Here is an 18,892-nt window from a genome sequence, read left to right on the forward strand (position 1 = left end):
AGAAAGATTTTGTTGTTTCTTAAAAAGTAAACCAATATTATAGGAGGATATTCAGATGGAATATGGTAGTCAAAGTGAAAGCCTAAAGTACGTCCAGGTTTTTGGAAGTGGGCTTGAGAAGGCTGTGAAAAATGCTTTGGGATGGAACAGTGGAAGAGTAATATATAACAACCATAAGGGTATAAAGTATGATATACAAGTAGACTCTTGTTGGCCAAATACTACTTCACCGATGGCCTTCGTATCTGTTACATACTGCAAACCAGATAAACCTGGACATAGTAATGAAAACAAATTGCAATTAAAACTTGGAGAGCTTATTTTATTGAAGGCGGCATATCCGAATATAAGAGGTATCCTAGTAATAGGAGGAAATAAGCATACGTGGGCCCCATATATATTAGAAGCGTTTCAATACTTTTTTGATAAAACTATATTTGTGTGGGAGACTAATTTTGACGATGAGATAAATAGAGTAAAAGAAAATCCTATGAATATACCTTTAAAGCATGAAGTAACTTGGAGTAAACTTGCAAGTGAATGGAAAGCTAAAGAAACAAAACTTTGGGATGCAGAACCAATTAGCTCTTCGCTTCGGTTAAGTATGTGGGAGGCAATGAGCGAGATTGGCTGCGAGGGAGAGCTTCCCTCCTACATAACAAACGAAATATTTAGACATTGTATGGACACAGCATATCAACGTTCTGTTGAAACGAGAAATAGAAATGGAAAAGAATGGACAAATTATGTAAATGATGATTGGAGCAATATTTGGGAATCTAGGTCATTCTTTAACCCTGCTGAAGCGGCCATAGATTTACTCTTAAAATATGATGGTTTTGCTTATTTAGGCGGATTAGCAAAAGATGTTAGTGTACCATCATTAATACATCATCTGGGTGGTATGCACGTAGATAATACAAAAGTATCAGAAGATTTTGTGCTATATTCAAATAAGCTTGATATGCCAGTTTTTATACAATCTAAAGCAACTGGTGGCGGAAAAGAAGGCCATGGAAAAAACATACAAAACAGAACTAAAGAGCAGGTAGCAAGAAGCCTTTTTTATAGAGGAGAAATCATAGATAAAGAGATAAAGATAAGAGAAAAAGATTTTTACTGGATAGGAGTACTGGACGGAAATTGGGGAGTAACTAAAAAAACACCTCTTAAATACCTGCATATGTTGGAAATGGCAGGGTATGACTTTTTAATTGGTGCCGATTCTCTAGTTACAGATGAGTTGAGTTTGCTAAGAGATAATTCTCTATTAGAGAATTTAAAATGGTTAGAATGCATAACGGATGAAAGTGAATTTACGATAAAATGGAATACATGGAAACGGGCGAGATTTAAAAGATTGGACTTGTAATAGTGAATTCTCAATTTAATTGATGCTAACCTCCAGACTCATTTGTTGAGTTTGGAGGTTTTATTAATATAAATAAAATAGATTAAATGAATTGTCCTAATAGTGCAGTATAACAATCGATTCTCGCACAGGAATTTTACCATGTCTTTTCATTTGTTGAGGACTATTCCCTTTAAAGCGTGTAACTAGTGTTTTTTCTGTGGTGAAACCAACCTTCTCTGCAATCAAGGATAACAAGTGATCTACTGGAATAACTACCCCACCCCATCTCACATTACCGACTACGAATGCCATCTTTCCATTTTTGCGCATCATTTTTGACAAATTTAGTAGAGTGGCACTCAAGTCATCAAAGTACCCTGCAACCATATGAGGAATTTTTGCATTATTGTTATCCGTCAAAACTATCTTTTTTATGATATCATTTACCTCCGGAATAACAGACTCGGGGTATTTGTTAAATCGTCCTTCAACGTGGGATCGTAGTGAAGATTCAACTATACTTTTAAATTGCGCTTCATTTTTTAGTAGTCCTAGAATACTAAGCTCTGCTTTTTGCTGAGTTAAATAATTATTTCTATTAAGGTATGGTGGAGATGTAATAACATAATCAATTTTTTCATGAGTCGGAATGCTGACTCTTGAATCTATATTAAAGATTCTAGATTTAGCTAAGGGATCTGGGAAATTCACTTTATGAACATCGTCAATCATCAAATGCAATTTGTTTAATAAAATAGGTCTGATATTAGCAAAATCATTAATTACTTTAATATTTAGTTTTTTGAGACCAACACTATCAGTATTATCTAAAAAGCGATAATGAGACCCATGTTTCCTTATCTTGCTAATCTCCTCAAGTATACTGATTAAACCCAAGAATAGAAAATCCTTATAGACTGAATCCAATTCTAGTTGGTTTATATAATTTTTCCATCCAACAATTTGAGTTAAGATTTCAGGAGAAAATGCTTTATTTAAAAATTTTAAAAATAATAAATCCCCGTAAGACTCATGGTCAGTAATTTCAGCATTCTCTATCAGCTCTATCATTGAGAGTAGTTTATTTGTGTCCCATTTAGTTACTTTTAGCTGTGCTAACCATGTCATTAATGGAGAAACGTCGCTTCCTAGTGAATTAATACCAACTGAACGGCAAGTTAACAATGTCGTCCCACTCCCTAAAAAAGGATCATAAACTAAAGAGGAAGAGTTAGCATTAAATTCATTAAGCAGAATTTTAACAAGATCGTCAGAATATCCTTGAGTATAATTATACCAACGGTGTATAGGAGTATCTTTCTTATTTTTAGTGAATGTAACTAATTTTCCAAGATCAAATCTTTGTCTGTGGGTCTTGTTGTATTGCATAAGTTCAACTGGATAATACAGACTTCTTTGTTCATCTGTAAGTTCAGGATACGCCGTTTCTTCTTGATCTATGTTCGTAGAAATAGAGAGGATTTCCTTATCAAGAACATTTTCTTTTTTTACAGGACAAGATATCGCGTGTATAGGAGTAAGATAATCAATAATTTTAGTTCTCATATCGGACGTGAGGTTAAATGCTTCAGCTACTACTTTATCTAAATTATCCCACAATAATAAATTGAGTGGATCATTATTAATTTTCCTAGCTAACTCTTTAGCGTTCTCCCTTTGATTAATGGAAAAATTAGGTAATTTTAATCTATTCAAATGTTGCTTTAAAAGTCTAAACCAACCGCTGTGCAATTGAGTGGAGAGAAATCTTAATTGAAACTCAATTGTCGGTGTAGATAACACAGCAGCCCACATTTTAAGTTCTAGATCTGGCATACTATCAGTACAAATCAAACCATATCCAGAACTGAAAATAAATTCTCCTTTTATATCTGCTGCAAATTGAGAGGCAGGCATCATCTCTTTTACTAATATTTTTCTGCTTCTCGATAAATTTAAATTTTGAACACGTGAAAAGCTATACCATTTATCTGTATTATCTACATTTCGTTCTATTAGTTCGTTTTTATGTTTTTGAAAATAGTCCCAAGTAGCTATATATTTGTTTTTCATTAACTCCTCAGGAATCAATACTGTTTTTTTGGTTTCTGAGCTATATTTATAAGGCCAAATTAATGAATGTGTGGGTTTAATAATTCGACCTGCTTTAATATTTTCACCACTGATGAAAGGGAGAAGTAGCTCTTCCTCAAGGCCATACTCCTCTAATAAAGAATTTTCAATGACAAACAAATTATTAGCCCCTGTTCTAACTCCTTGAAGAACTTTAGGGAAAATATCTGTAAGATTAGGAAGATCAGCATGTTGCATTAGATTGAAAATCTTATCGTGCATCCCAGTAGTAAAAGTCCAGGGATGTGATTTTAAGCGATCAGCAGGGATCTCTATTTTTCGAGCATCTGCTAAATGACTACCCTCCATATCCCACTTCAATCCAGGAGGGAATTGATGTAAACTGAAGCTATCCGCAGGAGGCAATTTAACAAAAGTTAGTATTGCAGTATAAGTTGTTTTTCCAGTGAATACTTGACCGTCACCAAAGTCAACTATATCTAAAATACGAACTTCCTCTGAAAGCATTTTACAGATAAAGGCACCGTATTTCGAGCTCATAAACTTACTAGATACAATAATTGAGGCTACTCCACCAGTTTTCAACGCTTGTATCGTTTGGAGAATAAATAAGACTGTCATATCGAAATTTCCATTTGTGATCTCAGGATAAAATTGTTTCAATAATTTACTATATGAAGGGTCTAATAATTGAGAACGAATATAAGGAGGGTTTCCTATTACAATATCAAAATCATGTAATATATAGCTGCTTTCATTTGAAACATTAGAAAATAAGTTGTAATTATCGATGAGACTATCAAAACAATCAATACTAATGGATTTCCTTTTATCATAAGAAATTGTATGGAGTCGTGCGAGTGCAACATACTCAGGGCATGAGTCGACACCGATAATTTTTGTTTTCTCTGTTAAATTATTAAATAAGTGGTATAAAAAAATGCCCGGTCCACAGCTAAAATCACCAGCCAATTCAGGCTCTCCTTTTCCGTTGTTAAATTGTCTCCAGTAACGCAGTGCTTTTTTTGTGATATAAGAAGATAACCAAGAAGGAGTGAATATTGCACCTTTAGATTTAGTTTCTTCAGGAGTGAAAATATTCTGAGCACTCTTGTTAATTAAGTTGTCTGGTGTTAATTTTAAAGTCTTAGCTTTTACGCTTAGTTCCTCATATTCTCCCTTAGATAAACTAAAAAACCAAAATTTGAATTGTTCAAACTTCGTTGATGAAATACAATTAAGAGACGATTTAATAACAGGATGGGACAATAGTTCCTTTTTCGAAAGAGAAGCTGTGGTTAACATTTGGGAAGCGTTAATTATCCCTTGAGCAAGAATACTATGAAACTCTAAATCAAAATTTGTAATATCTTTTGTTAACATTAATTAGCCTCCAAAATCACGAGAAGTATATACACGTAATAATTATAATGGTATTTTGATTTAACTACAACTTAATTTTAAAATAAAGGTTTTCGCTTAAACATTTTCTCCGGGAGAAACTAGAAGAGGTATTGCTGAGTATATAGGTCATGATTTTATCTAATTTAGACTTTAGAGAGGGAGTACGGTTACCCCTTTCTTTTTCTTAGTTATCTCTAGTTTTAACTATCAATAAGCTATAGAGGGAGTCTACACACTCCCCCAACAACTCCCCTACCGAAACCTCCAGTATCTTCGTAACAGCTACCACCTCATAATCCTGTAAATCTATGCTGAACTTCCAATCGTAGAAATTGGTCGGGTTAATGTCCAATTCAAAGGTTATAACCGGGTGATGAAATCTTTTCTGCTTCATTTTCTTGGAATTTCAATTTTCTGAAACAGGATATACTCGTCGCTCCGGGGCTCTAAGAGTTGTCTTATGAAATTTATTTTTAATTCGATATTCGCATTAAAATTATACTTACCTCGTTTACACTTTAATCAATATAATATATTCCCGCAAGAAGATTGGTTTAGCCAGAAAGCACTCTCCAGCAAAGAAGTTCCCTTAGTTTTTCAATGAAGTGCTTTAATTCCATAAATGGAAGTAAATGATTTAGAGCAGATATTCAAAGGGTAAACTACAGTTTAGGAGGAGATACGATGAGCTTTCCAGCATGGTTTATAGAAACAATTGAAAGCCGTTTGGTTGAGGTGAGTGCACAGATTGAACATGAATCAGAGCCAAGACAAACTTTTGACGAAGAACGCAAAGCCTTTCAAGCGTTGTTTGCTTCTATGGATATTGCACATAAGTCAGAATTTGAAATCTGGGAGGATAAGCTTTCTATAAAGCAATCCGTTATTTATGAACGTCTATATCTTCAAGGACTCAAGGATGGAATGCAGCTTGCACATGCTTTTAATGCTCCTTCAGTTCTCTCGGAGTAAGCAAAATAGACAACATAAGCATATTCACGTTTGGGCTGTCCACGCGACAGTCCTTTTCTTATGCTTATTTTCGGAAGGGAATCCTTCCCATATTGTCGAATTACCATACATATTGTAAATCCAGAGGATATGAGGTTGGGGTATGTTTGAAGCACTAAAGAAACTCTTCCAAAAGTCAGACCCTAAGCCGCCACAGACATTACATAAGGCACAAGCTTCTAAGGCTAAGCCCAAGGTTGCTCCCACCCGAATTGGTGAACTAGGCGAGCATAAAATTAACATTCAGCTTGATCAGCTACCTAAGGACTGTAAATCACTAAGTGATCTATTGCTCCCTAATCCCAAGTCTAGAACAGGTTACGCTCAGATTGATCATGTTGTTATTTCCCCATATTGCATATTTGTCATTGAGACGAAAAACTACAATGGAGAAATTAAAGGTGGGTGGGCGGATCAGCAATGGTCGGTGAGTAACCGGTACAAGATGTATAATCCGCTGAAGCAGAACTATGGGCATATCAAGGCCATTGAAAGTCTGCTAAAAGATGTAGCCACCGTAAAATACATCTCTATGATTTCATTCACGATGAGATGTAGGTTCAGTATTGACCCGGAGCTGCGGAAGATCCACTCGGACGAACTGGTTGTCTATGATGTGGAATTAAGCGAGTTTATCTCCAGGAAGCTGATCAGCTTGAAAACGGTGAACCCTGAGCCTCCTATTTCTGCGGTGCAGCTCCAAACTGTATATGATCATTTGGTTCAGGCTAATATTACCGATGCCGAGATACGCAAGCTTCATATCGATAAAATCAAGAAACGGAGCTGATTGGAATGCCGATCTACAACAAGCTTGTTCGTGACAAAATCCCTGAGATTATTCAAGAGTCGGGTAAGGACTGTAATTGCATAACGTTGGAGTACGAATCCTATGTTTCTGAATTGAAAAAGAAGCTTCGTGAAGAGGTAGAAGAGTATAATCAAGCTGCTGGTGATGCAGAAGCGGTGGAAGAGTTGGCCGATATTCTTGAGGTGGTTCATGCTCTTGCTCAAATACATAAGATCCTGCCAGAGGATCTAGAGAAGGTACGGGCAAAGAAAGCGGAGGAACGTGGAGCCTTTAGAGATCGAACTTTTCTAATTGAAGTGACGGAGTAGTCATTAGGCATTTAATTCTATTCAAATTATTCACGACGAAGGGAGAGAAATATTATGAAAAAATATCGCCATCGTCCATTCTTTCGGCTGGCTATGAAAACCTTGATTATGCTGCTGTGTGTTGGTCTGCTGCCAGCCATACATTCGGCGGCTCCGGCGCAGGCCACACCGGTAGTGGGGAACCAGATTAGTCCGCTGCTGATCAATAGCCAATATGTGCTGTTTCCAGGTAAGCTGGCTCCCTATATACAGGCAGGCAGATTGATGGTACCTGTCCGTGCGTTCGCAGGTGCGCTGGGTGCACAGCTGACGTATGATGCTACAACAAAGAGTGCCACGGTATCCCTTCTTGGGGAGAGTGTAGGACAGTTACGGGCCGGGCAGGCTACGGCGGTAACCAAAGACGGGAATACAATAGCGCTGGGAGTATCCCCGCAGCTGCAGGAGGGCGTGCTGTTTGCGCCCATGAACCCGATCCTCTCTGGGCTAAAGAAGGTGAAATGGGAGAACATGTATAAGGTGCTCAGACTCAAAGTACTGATAGTGCAGGGCCGGGGAGACACGGTGCTGCCGCAGGCCAAGTCTTGGCAGAGCGTGACCCCGTTTGGAGATTTGGGAGGGGAGCACCACAATCCCTTTTATCCGACACTACTGACGCAGTCTGCTGATAGCAAAGGCTTCCGGCTGAGTCTCAGTGTGATTAATGCCTCTGGGTTTGTTATTCCCAAGGGCGCTTCCAGCTTGGAGTTTGTCGCTGTGAACAGCCAGGGGCAGGCCGTAGTCCGGCAGCTTCCCGGCCCTTCGCAACCGACTCCTAAGGCGGCTGCCCTGTCATTCACCATTCATGTTCCCGCAGCGCCGGATTATGTGATTTTTAATTCACGGATTGAGTAAAGAACACAAGGAGGCCAGGCACGGAAGAGTGGGCTCGGGCTAATGAGAAATTCTAAGAGAGCGGTGCAATAGGCAGGAGAAAGTATAATAAAAAGAGAGCCGTGCTGGTAACACGACTCTCGGAGCAATAGCCGTTTATAAGGGCGGCGGCTTCTAAAGGTTATCCATTGAAATAGGACGCTTACCGTTGGCCGGGGTGGCCTGATTCTTTTTGTGGAAAGAGAGAATCAACACAACCAGATAATAAAAAAAGAGAGCCGTGCGCTAACACGACTCTCGGAGCAATATCCACTTTTAAGGGCGGTGGCTTGGTAATAGGTTTAGGCAGAAATAGACCGTCTCCTTTGACCAGGGCGGCCTATTTCCTTTTGTAGTAATTTTGAATATACAAACCCAATCCCCCTAACCAAGCCCAAAAGCAGGCCCCCCACCTGCTTTTGGGCTTTTTCCTGTGCCTCATACAATCCCCCCTGGAAATTTATTCTCCCATCGTAATACTTCCGCCATGTTCGCCCCGCTGGATATCAGCGATGATAGACCCTGTAAGGTAACGCCAAGCGCGTTCATCCTACAACCGGTTCTTATCCGGGCGGGCGTAACGAGGCGGGGATCTCTGGTGATCCCGCAGTGCCGGCATGTATGTTACGGTATCCTGTACGGTCCGTTGCGGTAAGAGCAGATAAGGGGTTCGATTCCCCGATCGCCTTCACAGCGACGTTGGTTACACTACTCGATTTCCATCGAGCCACAATTGAAGCACAATCTGAGTAAGGAAACCAATGGACAGAATCCCTGGCGGCTGGTCTAGCGCTACTGTGGCAGGGCTTTGTAATCCGTGGATACCGGCAGCAGGGAAGCTTGCGGAGACTGAGGTAAGGACAGAAGGGAACGAAGGCTGGCTGAAGGTTGGGTTAGCTCAGGTCTCAAGTAGTCCTCCCGGATCTCCCGGCAGATCGGCTGTCTCAAGCGTGATTCCGTCCGGGTCCGCAGCGGGATTCTGTCTTCCATTGGTCCAATCATGAAGGGGGTAATACATATGATGTTGAAGCCAATCACGATTCAAGCGGACCAGCGCGGTCTGCTCTTTCATAAGGGAAGTTATGTGAAGCGTCTGCTGCCGGGAACCTACCGTTATTTCTCCTGGTCGCAGCATACTGTGGTGGTACTGGATATTGCTAAGCCTTTTAGTGCTGGCGGGAAGGACCTGCAGCTGTTCTTACAGGATGATGAGCTCCTGCGGGAGCTTGAGGTGGTCCGGGTACAGGATCATGAGAATGTGCTGCACTATGAGGATGGTCAGTTCATGCAGCTGCTGAAGCCGGGGGTGTATGCGTATTGGAATCCGCTGAGGAAGCACACCTTCGTCCACACGGACATTCGTGTGCCGGAGCTGCCCGCCGGAATTGACCGCTCAATCATCGCGCGGCTTACGCCGTATGTACAGAGCTGCGAAATCGCCAGCCACGAGCTGGGGTTCCTGTTCTACGATCATACGCTTCAGCGGGAGCTGACGCCGGGGAAGTATTATTTCTGGAAGGGACCCGTCTCGGTGCTGACCAAGAAGGTCGATCTGAGACAGCAGCAGATGGACCTGCTCGGCCAGGAGATGATGACGGAAGATAAGGTTACGCTGCGCCTGAACTTCGTCTGCCAGTACAGAATCGTAAGTCCGCACCGTGTGTTGGAGATGAAGGATTTCGATGAGCAGATTCACATCCAGCTTCAGCTCCTGCTGCGGGAATATGTCGGGACGCTGAGATTGGACGATCTGCTGAAGCAGAAGGAGGATGTGGCGACGTTCATCCTCGATCGTATCCGGGAGAAGGAAGAAGAGTTCGGGGTGCGCTTCCTCGGGGCAGGGGTGAAGGATGTGATTCTGCCGGGAGAGATGAAGGACATCCTGAACACCGTACTGCTCGCTGAGAAAAAAGCCCAGGCCAACCTGCTCACCCGCCGGGAAGAGACAGCCTCGACACGCAGCCTGCTGAATACGGCGAAGCTGATGGATGAGAACCAGACGCTGTTCCGGCTCAAGGAGCTGGAATTCCTGGAGAAGATATGCGACCGGATCGGGTCCATCTCGGTTACGGGCGGCGGCGATCTGCTGGAGCGGTTAAGCTCGCTCATCGGCGCAAGTAAATAGACAAGAATCGCCCTCCGTACAGCTCAGCGAATGAGCTAGTGGAGGGCGATTCTTGTTATATGAGAAGCTCCTTACATCTGTACGATTCCGCTTAATCTACTTCACCAACCCCGTCAAATACCCGTAATGCTCCCCCTCCATCTGGTCCAGAGGAATGAAGCGGATAGAGGCGCTATTGATGCAGTAGCGCTTGCCGCCGCGGTCAGCGGGACCGTCGTCGAAGACGTGGCCCAGATGAATGTCGCCGGATTGGCTGCGGACCTCGGTGCGTTCCATGCCGAAGTTGGTATCCGTATCATAGGTGACGACCTGCGGGGCAAGGGGCTTGGTGAAGCTGGGCCAGCCGCAGCCGGAATCGTATTTATCCTTGCTGGAGAAGAGGGGCTGACCCGTGGCGATATCGACATACAAGCCAGGATCGTAGTTATCCCAATAGTCGTTGCTGAAGGCACGCTCGGTGTCATTATTGACGGCTACCGCGTATTGGTCGGCGGTTAACCGCTCCTTCAGTTCTGCGTCGGAAGGGCGCGGATATTGGGCCGGATCGATAACCGGCTCTTGCTCATCCAGGATGCTTAAGTCAATGTGGCAGTACCCGTTCGGATTCTTCGCCAAGTAGTCCTGATGATATTCCTCCGCCAGATAGTAGTTCTCCAGAGGAAGGACTTCCGTTACGATCTTCTTGTCATACTTGGTCTGCTCCTGCGCTACAGCCTGCTGGATAACAGCCGCATCCTCCGGGGACGCATAGTAGATTCCTGTCCGGTATTGAACGCCCCGGTCATTGCCTTGCTTGTTGAGGCTGGTCGGGTCAACGACCTTGAAGTAAGCTTCCAGGATCTGCTTCAGGGTGACCTGCTTCGGATCATACTTCACATGCACAGTCTCCGCGAACCCCCGGTCCCCGCGAATAACATCCTCATAGGTCGGATTCTCGCCTGTCCCGTTGGCATAGCCGGAGGTGACATCCTGAACCCCTTGAATGCGGGCCATATACGCTTCCACGCCCCAGAAGCAACCGCCCGCCAGGTACAGGCTACGCAGATCCTTCTCGGCTATAGCTGCGGTCTTGACCGCTGGAACCGGAGCGGCGGCTGAGGCGGAGCTCATTCCTGCGAAGGTGTCCTTAATCTGCTCGTTGGAGGCATGACCCGGGAGGGATTTTACCAGCAACCCTTCTTCATCGATATAAAAAGAGCTCGGATATGCCCGTACCTGAAACTCCTTAGCCCATGTCCCGTCTTCATCGAGCAGCACAGTCAGATTGTTATACGACTGCTTGCTGAACCAGTCCGTGAACTCCTTGGCAGATTTCTCGCCTTTGTAGCCGGGAGTTACAATCGATACCACCTGGAAATCCTTCTCCTGTCCGGCCAGCGTATTCAGGTCTTCCAGACCGGCAAGACAGATGGAGCACCAGGAGGCCCAGTACTTTACATAGACCTGTTTGCCTTTCAGATCCTCGAGCTTCATAGGGTCGCCCTTCAGATCATTTAACGCGAATGCGGGTGCTGGCTTCCCCTTGCTCATGGAAGCCGGGGAGTCCATCTTGCCGGATGCTGTATCGGGCTTCGCACCGCATGCGGCCAGGATCGACAGCAGACCGCCAATCACCAGCATATATCCCATCCACTTCCATATCTTGTTCATGCCTGATTCCTCCTCCCGTTATTGAATCCAGCTCACAATCGTATTCAGCTGGTCTGTCATTAGCAGCAGCCCCATGGCGATCAGCATACAGCCGGAGGCGATCTTGATCCCTCCCATGAACCGGTACAAGCGGCGAATCCGCTGCACCAGAACTTCCGAGAAGACGGATAGTATGAGAAAAGGAATCGCCAGACCCAGCGTGTACAGCAGCATGAGGAACCCTCCGTAGGCAGGGGAGCCTTCCCCAGCGGCGATGCTGAGAATGCCCGCAAGTACCGGGCCGATGCACGGCGTCCACCCGAAGCTGAACGTCAGGCCGAGCAGGAAGGCCCCGATATAGCCGCCGCGTGCTGCGCGGGGACTGGACAGTTTTTTTTCCCGTTCCAGCCAGGAGATCTTGATCAGTCCGGTCTGGTAGATTCCGAATAAGATGACAATCGCTCCGCAGACGGCAATGAATCTGGAGCTTGAAATGACACTGCCAAGGATACCGGAGCCGAAGCCCAGGGTAATGAAGACTACAGACAGTCCAAGCACGAATATTAGCGTCCGCAGCATGAATACCGAACGGAACCGCATGGAGCCTGTGTCCACCCCTCCCTGATTCACATTGCCCGCCAGGCTTCCGGACAGATACGAGACATAGACCGGAAGCAGCGGCAGAATACAGGGTGCAAAAAACGATAATACCCCTGCGCCGAAGACGCCGAACAGGAATACAAAATCACCAGCCATCTCTGTCACCACCTATATGAATACTGCTTCTCTAACGCTAAGGCTTACCGGCTGGTGTAGATGGGGACCGTGAACCAGAAGCAGCTTCCAGAACCCTTAGTGCTCTCTACACCAATCTTGCCGCCATGCAGCTCCACAATGGATTGTGCAATGGCAAGACCCAGACCGGCGCCTCCGCTATTCTTACTGCGTGATTTATCTATCCGGTAGAACCGCTCGAAGATCCGTGAGGTCTCTGCCGCATCGATTCCCTGACCCTCATCGCTCACAGCGATCCGCAGGAACGGCCCTTCCTCAGCGGCGGACAGCACGATATGGCCTTCTTCAGGGGAATGTTGAATCGCATTCTGGACAAGATTGGACAGTACCCGCTTAATCTGCGTGGGCATCATCAGGGCCGCGGGCAGCTTATCCGGCAGCTCAATCTCGACCTTCAGCCGCTTCTCCGCCAGATGGAAGGAGAAGCTCTCCAGCGTGCTGATCAGCAGCTCATCTGCATGGCACGGCTGCGGGTCGAACGTTCCGCCGCTGGCCTCCAGGCTGGATAGTTCAAAGAGGTCCTGGATCAGTCCGGCCAGCCGCTTCGTCTCGAGCCGGATCGTATTCAGATACCGCTGGAAGGTCTCTTCGTCCTTGATCACATCATCCTCCAGCGCTTCCACGAATGACTGAATGGAGGCAAGAGGGGTCCGCAGATCGTGCGAGACATTCGCGATCAGCTCCCGCCGGGCGGACTCGGACTGGTGGAGATGGTCGAAGCTCTCTTTTAACTTACTGCTCATCTCATTGAATTGCCGGGCCATCAGCTTGAACTCGTGCGGGCCGATGGTGGGAACTTCGGTGTGGAAATCCCCCTTGGCAATCCGTACCGTCTGCTCGGTAATCCGGGCAATGGACTTCTCCACCGGCCGCGTCAGCAGATGCTGAACGATGAAGGAGAACACGCCGATCCCGGCTGTGATGCCGGACAGATAATAGAGCTGATCGATGGTCAGCAGCATTTTGGAATAACTGACGAACAGACAGATCAACAAGACGCCGATACCCGTGAGACTGGACAACATTAGATACGTACGCAGTTTCATTAGATGCCATCACCCGCAAACTTATAGCCGATTCCCCAGACCGTCTTGATGTATTTCGGGTCGGAGGGAGTCTGCTCGATCTTCTCGCGTAATCTCCTTATATGCACCGTAACGGTAGTCGTATCTCCTTCATAGCTGAAATCCCAGATCTTGCTCAGCATCTGCGTCCGGGAGAACACCTGCCCCGGATGGCTCGCCAGCAGATACAGCATTTCGAATTCGGTCACCGTCAAGTCAATCGCCTGCCCGCTGATCTCCACCGTACGCTTCCCGACATCGATAGTCAGTCCTTCGTACTTGATCGTGTGCTCAGCGGCGGTAGCCGGCGATACCTGCACATATCTCATTCTTCGTAGAATCGCCTGCACCCGCAGTACGAGCTCCCTTGGACTGAAGGGCTTGGTCAGATAATCATCCGCTCCCATCGTCAGCCCCATCAGCCGGTCCTGTTCCTCGCCGCGCGCCGTCAGCATGATGATCGGGAGATCTTCGGTCTGCCGTATCTCGCTGCACACTTCCCAGCCATTCTTATGCGGCATCATGAGGTCGAGCACAATCAGGCTTGGAGACTGGCTGCGCCATAGCTCTAGCGCCTCCAAGCCGTCCTTGGCGGTGGTGACCAGATACCCCTCCCGTTCCAGATACCTGCGGCACACATCGGTAATATTCGGATCATCATCCGCGACTAGCACTCGTTCATTCATCCTAACCCACCCCATATCCGGAAAAATCCATTTGATTCCATCATATCACAGGGTGAGGGTATCGCTCATCCCGTCTTATTTCATGGCCTTGGCAGGCTTCATGTACATGGTCACTACCGTATCCGCCACATAAGTGCTGCCATCGTACAGGGCAGTGGCCATGCTCAGATTAACCGTCTTACCGTCGACCATCATTTTTTTCGACCCAATCATAACCTTGATCATCTTGGCTGCCGGCTTCATGCCGTCGTCCATCATCTTGCCATCATCCATCATCTTGCCGTCGTCCATCATCTTGCCATCGTCCATCATCTTGCCGTCATCCATCATCTTGCCGTCATCCATCATCTTGCCGTCATCCATCATCTTGCCCTCGTCCATCATCTTGCTGTCGTCCATCATCTTGACGTCCTCCATCATCTTGCCGTCCTCCATCATCTTGCCGTCCTCCATCATCTTGCCGTCGTCCATCATCTTGCTGTCGTCCATCATCTTGTCCATGTACATCAGCGATACGGAGCGGTCCTTGCTGTTCCATTCAATGCTGTAGCCGTACATCATGGCGGCCTGTCTTAGGTTCATTAGCTCCATGCCGTCTTTTTTCATCGTCTTGATGCCTGCCGCTGCGCCGGAGATGCCGGACACCGCCAGAGAAAGTACCAATACTGCCGCCATCATGAACCGTTTGCCTGCTTTGCTGTTACCCATGCTTATCACGCTCCATATCTTTTTAGTGGTTTACATGGAACAGCATAAGCGGAAGAGCTTACGATTCTCTAAGCGAAACCTTACGATTGTATTACGGCAGCGAAAAGAACGTATAACTTCTCCCTATAGCCAGATATCAGTTATAAGTGTTACGTCTAAGGCCGCACTCCATGCTAGAATTTATACACAAAGACAGAACAGTGGAACTAGAGGAGGGCTAATCATGTGTGATAGATTTCAGATCGTAGGCAGCCTGCTGCGTCCGGCGGAGCTATTAGAATATAAGCAGCAAATCGAACACCGGGACGATATTCAGTATCCTTTTTACGGGGATTTCCAGGGCTATGAGCAGTGTGAGGCGAAGGCGATTCAGTCGGTAGTCGAGCAGGCGAGCGAGAATGGGCTGAGCATTCTGACGGATGGGGAGTATTCCAAGTCGATGTGGCATCTGGACTTCGTATGGGGCTTCCAGGGGATTGAGCGCTATATTGCACCTCACGGGTATTTCTTCAGAGATATTGACGGCACCTCCAAATACGAGACGCGAAAAGACATCGGTCTGCGCATCACAGGCGAGCTGGGCGGGAAGAATCACCACTTCCTTCAGGCGTACCGCCAGCTTCAGGAGCATGCCGGAGACCGGGAGACGAAGCTGTGCGTGCCTTCGCCGTCCCATATCTTCGGAGAGCTGTCCTGGTCGGATAACCTTGGCGGCGAGGGTGCAGTGTACCAGAACCGTGATGAGCTGAAGGAGGGTCTGGTGACGGCGTATAAGGATTTCGTAGGGGAATTCGCAGCCGCTGGCGGTAAGATTCTGCAATTCGACGACTGCCTCTGGGAGCTGTTCGCGGACGATAATCCGAATTCGCCCTTTACCGGCGAGAAAATCAACCATGAAGAAGTACAGAGTCTCGCCACAGAGTTCATCGATATTAATAACACCATTATTGATTACGGACATAGCCTGGGGCTGAAAATGTGGACCCATAACTGCCGCGGCAATTATGATTCCCGGAATATGGGCGGCGGCTCTTATGTGAAGATTGCCAACCTGTTCCTGAAGCAGCTGAAGTACGACCGCTTCTTCCTGGAGTGGGACGACGAACGCGCTGGCTCGCTGGAGGCACTTGCTGTGTTCAAGGATAGACCGGAGACGGAAATTGTACTTGGCTTGCTGTCTTCCAAAACCAGTACGCTGGACGATGAGACCCGTGTCCTCCGCATGCTGGATGAAGCGTCCACGATCATTCCGAAGGAGAGATTACTGCTCTCCCACCAATGCGGCTTCGCCTCCTGTGACGGAGGGAATGAGCTGACGGAAGCGGAGCAATGGGCGAAGATCAGACAGGGGCAAAAGATTGCCCAGCAATATTGGGCTTAATGCATTAATAGATAGCAACTGTTCATAAAAGTAAGCCCGCATCTGACCACAGGATGCGGGCTTGTTGATTGTTTAGGTAACATTTATAGAGAAATCCTGCAAGAAATGCAACATTGCTGCCCATTAGAAGCGTCTTACGCTGAAATTCTGCACGATATGCAACAAATCCAGGGCTAACTTACTCTAAACACCGAAATTTGTGCAAATAATGCAACATTGTACTTCAGCCAGTAACATGTGTAGAGGAATCCTGCAAGAAATGCAACAATTCTCTCTATAAACGGTCGGTGAGAGAAGGCATCAGCAACCTTCACCCGTTAGGGTGATTTTGTAATGTTTCCGTCTATAGCACCTGCTATATAGATTAAACTTGAAAATTTAAGTAAGGGAAAAGTGGCGGAGGGGAATTTTGGAACTGTAGGAGCGGAAGCGTCCGCCTGAAGGCTTTCCGCAGGAAAGCTCGCATCGTAAGCATAGGCTGTGTTTGGATTTCCACCGCGCGTAGCAGTTTTAATCAAGAAATTCAAACACAACAGCGGCCGGAAGTCCAAAACTTCTCTGGAGTCACGGCCAATCCCAAAACATAAAAAACCATTAGTTCAATTTATATAGCTAAACACCATGTCGCATTTATCCGGCTGCAATGTCGCAAAAGTACATGGAAACAGAGGTTGCAAATCGGCTATACTCGCTGTAACAATTATGATAATGAAAATCATTATCACATAATACATAACAGGGGGAGTCAGCGTGAACAGAGCAACAAGGAGACAGAAAGCGGGCAGGAAGAAGTACGCCGCCCCAAAATTAGGACTATTCATGGTATGGATGCTGGCACTGGTACTGGTAATGACAGCTTGCGGATCTGGAGAAGGAGCTAATGCCGGTACAGCCGCACAGCCGTCTGCGTCAGCGGAACCGTCCCCGTCGGCTGAAGCACAGGCGCAGGCATCACCGGAGGCACAGGCTACAGCGGCTTACCCGGTCACCCTCACACATATCAAGGGTGACTATACGCTGAGTGAGAAGCCGAAGGTGATTGCTGTGCTTGATGTGAAATTCGCCGATCAGCTGATCGCGCTTGGAGAGAAGCCGGCAGGCAGCGTGGTTGCCGGAACCAAGGACGAGTTCCCGGAATATCTGAGTGCTCAGATGGACGGGGTGAAGGTCCTGGGTACACGCGATGAGCCCAATCTGGAAGCGATAGTGGCATTGAACCCGGATCTGATCCTGATGACAGATTTTCAGGAAGAAGCTTATGAGAGTGTGAGTAAAATTGCGCCTACTATCGTCCTGGACTTCTATGAGGATTGGCGGGATACGCTGGCTACCATCGGTACAATAACAGGCAAGCAAGCAGAGGCCGAAGTGGTGAAGAAGGCCTATGAGGATAAAATCACCGGATTGCGTGAGCAACTGTCGGCGAAGCTGGGCGACGAGACGGTCGCGCTGATTCGTCCGAGACCGGAAGGGATTCGTGTACATGGTCCAGAGCACCGGACCGGAAGCATTTTGTATGAGGATCTGGGCTTAAAGGCTCCTGCCTTCGTTCAGGCGATTAAAGATGACACCTCGGTTGAAATATCGATGGAGACTGTTGGTGATATCGGGGCAGATCACTATTTCCTGCTCTCGGATGATCTATTCGCCAAAGAGGCAGAGGTTCTGGCAAGCAGTCCAATCTGGAAATCCCTAGATGCAGTCAAGAATAACCGTGCCTATGATGTGAATTCAACGCTCTGGATCGCGTACTATGGTCCTCTTGCGATTAATATTATTGTAGATCAGGCCTCGGAAGCGCTGCTTGGAGCTCACTGAGATGGACCGCTATCTGTCGTCGGCCCCCTGGAGGGAACTGGCGGAGGATTACCGGATGAGGCTGGGGGAGCCGCCTGCGGGCAGCGTTCGCACCATCGCTCTGAGTGAGCTGCAAGATGAAGCCGCCTGCCGCGAATATGTCAGCTGGTTGAAGGATTATATCGGCGCGCCGGACATGCAGGTGGCGGCTTCCATGCTGGCCAAACGGATCGGCTATCTGTGGATCGCGCCAATATTGACCGCCATGACCTTTCATCATCGTGAAGTCTTCTTCCCGCTGGACAGAAGCTTCCTCTATCATCCGGCCTCAGCAGAAGAGACGACATTCCCTTTCCTGGCACTGGACAGGCTGCAGTCAGCCTCCCCGGCGGATGATCGGGGAGTATGGCGCGAAGCTGTTGTTAAGGAAAATTTTGCAGTACGGCTTGCGCCGATGCTGCAGACGCTTGCCACCGTTGGACCTGTCTCCATGGCTGTGCTGTGGGAGAATATTATGGTGCGTATTGCCCCGCTGTATGCGCCAGAAGCAGGTCAATCCGGCGAAGAAAGGCTGCGGATTCAAGAGGATTTTGCGTATCTGACCCGGACGGCTCCCGGCCAATGCTTCGGCGCAAGACGTAATCCGTTCACCCGGTTCACAGAGGGGAATGACGAGGCTCCGGTTGCGAAGAGCAAGCGCCTTACCTGCTGCTTTTATTACCGGATGTCCGGGGAGTATTGCCGCAAATGCCCGAAAATTGACAATGAGAATGAATCTCAATTAAAATGACAGCAGGTCTATCCGTTTAGCAA

The 18,892-nt window shown here is 46.8% G+C and carries 15 protein-coding genes; 9 read left to right on the forward strand and 6 right to left on the reverse strand.

Translation table 11 applies throughout. From position 1 onward, the window contains the following. Nucleotides 1-55: 55 nt before the first annotated feature. Complete coding sequence (locus MHH28_RS26420; protein ID WP_405107095.1) at nt 56-1,372, forward strand: hypothetical protein; 1,317 nt, start codon at nt 56-58, stop codon at nt 1,370-1,372. Nucleotides 1,373-1,468: 96 nt separating this feature from the next. Here the strand turns inward: MHH28_RS26420 and MHH28_RS26425 are convergent, their stop codons facing one another. Further along, the gene (locus MHH28_RS26425) at nt 1,469-4,831 is read right to left on the reverse strand and encodes an Eco57I restriction-modification methylase domain-containing protein (RefSeq protein WP_405107098.1); all 3,363 of its coding nucleotides are present in this window, start codon (nt 4,829-4,831) and stop codon (nt 1,469-1,471) included. Nucleotides 4,832-5,536: 705 nt separating this feature from the next. On the opposite strand from MHH28_RS26425, the gene MHH28_RS26430 reads away from it, so the two are divergent. From MHH28_RS26430 to MHH28_RS26450, 5 genes are all read left to right on the forward strand, one after another. After that, nucleotides 5,537-5,824 (forward strand): hypothetical protein, encoded by a 288-nt coding sequence (locus MHH28_RS26430; protein WP_405107101.1) that lies wholly within the window; start codon nt 5,537-5,539, stop codon nt 5,822-5,824. A 142-nt stretch (nt 5,825-5,966) separates the two neighbouring features. Further along, complete coding sequence (locus MHH28_RS26435) at nt 5,967-6,653, forward strand: nuclease-related domain-containing protein (RefSeq protein ID WP_405107104.1); 687 nt, start codon at nt 5,967-5,969, stop codon at nt 6,651-6,653. A 5-nt stretch (nt 6,654-6,658) separates the two neighbouring features. Then, nucleotides 6,659-6,982, forward strand: coding sequence for a phosphoribosyl-ATP pyrophosphohydrolase (locus MHH28_RS26440; protein WP_405107107.1), 324 nt, complete (start codon nt 6,659-6,661; stop codon nt 6,980-6,982). A gap of 54 nt (nt 6,983-7,036) precedes the next feature. Further along, nucleotides 7,037-7,876 (forward strand): copper amine oxidase N-terminal domain-containing protein, encoded by an 840-nt coding sequence (locus tag MHH28_RS26445; protein WP_405107109.1) that lies wholly within the window; start codon nt 7,037-7,039, stop codon nt 7,874-7,876. A 1,039-nt stretch (nt 7,877-8,915) separates the two neighbouring features. Continuing rightward, nucleotides 8,916-10,019, forward strand: coding sequence for a slipin family protein (locus tag MHH28_RS26450; RefSeq protein WP_405117259.1), 1,104 nt, complete (start codon nt 8,916-8,918; stop codon nt 10,017-10,019). Between the two features lie 96 nt (nt 10,020-10,115). On the opposite strand, the gene msrAB is transcribed toward MHH28_RS26450, so the two are convergent. The 5 genes from msrAB to MHH28_RS26475 form a co-directional block, all read right to left on the reverse strand. Then, the gene (msrAB, locus tag MHH28_RS26455) at nt 10,116-11,669 is read right to left on the reverse strand and encodes a bifunctional peptide-methionine (S)-S-oxide reductase MsrA/peptide-methionine (R)-S-oxide reductase MsrB (protein WP_405107112.1); all 1,554 of its coding nucleotides are present in this window, start codon (nt 11,667-11,669) and stop codon (nt 10,116-10,118) included. A gap of 18 nt (nt 11,670-11,687) precedes the next feature. After that, complete coding sequence (locus MHH28_RS26460) at nt 11,688-12,404, reverse strand: cytochrome c biogenesis CcdA family protein (protein ID WP_076158670.1); 717 nt, start codon at nt 12,402-12,404, stop codon at nt 11,688-11,690. A gap of 44 nt (nt 12,405-12,448) precedes the next feature. Next, a complete protein-coding gene (locus MHH28_RS26465; RefSeq protein WP_076158673.1) occupies nt 12,449-13,489 on the reverse strand; it encodes a cell wall metabolism sensor histidine kinase WalK in 1,041 nt (346 codons plus the stop codon). Next, a complete protein-coding gene (locus MHH28_RS26470; RefSeq protein WP_339222257.1) occupies nt 13,489-14,193 on the reverse strand; it encodes a response regulator transcription factor in 705 nt (234 codons plus the stop codon). The genes MHH28_RS26465 and MHH28_RS26470 overlap by 1 nt, the downstream gene beginning before the upstream one ends. A 75-nt stretch (nt 14,194-14,268) precedes the next feature. After that, entirely contained in the window at nt 14,269-14,901 is a 633-nt protein-coding gene (locus MHH28_RS26475; protein WP_405107117.1) for a hypothetical protein, read from the reverse strand. 223 nt (nt 14,902-15,124) lie between these two features. Here MHH28_RS26475 and MHH28_RS26480 point away from each other — a divergent pair, with 223 nt between their 5' ends. The 3 genes from MHH28_RS26480 (at nt 15,125) to MHH28_RS26490 (ending at nt 18,869) form a co-directional block, all read left to right on the forward strand. Next, nucleotides 15,125-16,282, forward strand: coding sequence for a 5-methyltetrahydropteroyltriglutamate--homocysteine methyltransferase (locus MHH28_RS26480; protein WP_405107119.1), 1,158 nt, complete (start codon nt 15,125-15,127; stop codon nt 16,280-16,282). Nucleotides 16,283-17,032: 750 nt separating this feature from the next. Further along, nucleotides 17,033-18,100, forward strand: coding sequence for an ABC transporter substrate-binding protein (locus tag MHH28_RS26485; protein WP_405107122.1), 1,068 nt, complete (start codon nt 17,033-17,035; stop codon nt 18,098-18,100). Nucleotide 18,101: 1 nt separating this feature from the next. Then, nucleotides 18,102-18,869 carry a (2Fe-2S)-binding protein gene (locus MHH28_RS26490; protein ID WP_405107125.1) on the forward strand — a complete coding sequence of 256 codons (768 nt, stop codon included), beginning with the start codon at nt 18,102-18,104 and terminating at the stop codon, nt 18,867-18,869. Nucleotides 18,870-18,892: the final 23 nt, after the last annotated feature.

Source organism: Paenibacillus sp. FSL K6-1217 (assembly GCF_045040735.1).
In the GTDB taxonomy this organism is placed as follows: Bacteria; Bacillota; Bacilli; order Paenibacillales; family Paenibacillaceae; genus Paenibacillus_AQ.

Excerpts from the sequence above, each read along its gene's own strand:
- MHH28_RS26470 (WP_339222257.1), bottom strand. The coding sequence starts at position 14,193 with ATGAATGAACGAGTGCTAGTCGCGGATGATGATCCGAATATTACCGAT.
- MHH28_RS26430 (WP_405107101.1), top strand. The coding sequence starts at position 5,537 with ATGAGCTTTCCAGCATGGTTTATAGAAACAATTGAAAGCCGTTTGGTT.
- MHH28_RS26460 (WP_076158670.1), bottom strand. The coding sequence starts at position 12,404 with ATGGCTGGTGATTTTGTATTCCTGTTCGGCGTCTTCGGCGCAGGGGTA.
- MHH28_RS26445 (WP_405107109.1), top strand. The coding sequence starts at position 7,037 with ATGAAAAAATATCGCCATCGTCCATTCTTTCGGCTGGCTATGAAAACC.
- MHH28_RS26465 (WP_076158673.1), bottom strand. The coding sequence starts at position 13,489 with ATGAAACTGCGTACGTATCTAATGTTGTCCAGTCTCACGGGTATCGGC.
- MHH28_RS26435 (WP_405107104.1), top strand. The coding sequence starts at position 5,967 with ATGTTTGAAGCACTAAAGAAACTCTTCCAAAAGTCAGACCCTAAGCCG.
- MHH28_RS26450 (WP_405117259.1), top strand. The coding sequence starts at position 8,916 with ATGTTGAAGCCAATCACGATTCAAGCGGACCAGCGCGGTCTGCTCTTT.
- MHH28_RS26425 (WP_405107098.1), bottom strand. The coding sequence starts at position 4,831 with ATGTTAACAAAAGATATTACAAATTTTGATTTAGAGTTTCATAGTATT.
- MHH28_RS26490 (WP_405107125.1), top strand. The coding sequence starts at position 18,102 with ATGGACCGCTATCTGTCGTCGGCCCCCTGGAGGGAACTGGCGGAGGAT.
- msrAB (WP_405107112.1), bottom strand. The coding sequence starts at position 11,669 with ATGAACAAGATATGGAAGTGGATGGGATATATGCTGGTGATTGGCGGT.
- MHH28_RS26475 (WP_405107117.1), bottom strand. The coding sequence starts at position 14,901 with ATGGGTAACAGCAAAGCAGGCAAACGGTTCATGATGGCGGCAGTATTG.
- MHH28_RS26480 (WP_405107119.1), top strand. The coding sequence starts at position 15,125 with ATGTGTGATAGATTTCAGATCGTAGGCAGCCTGCTGCGTCCGGCGGAG.
- MHH28_RS26420 (WP_405107095.1), top strand. The coding sequence starts at position 56 with ATGGAATATGGTAGTCAAAGTGAAAGCCTAAAGTACGTCCAGGTTTTT.
- MHH28_RS26440 (WP_405107107.1), top strand. The coding sequence starts at position 6,659 with ATGCCGATCTACAACAAGCTTGTTCGTGACAAAATCCCTGAGATTATT.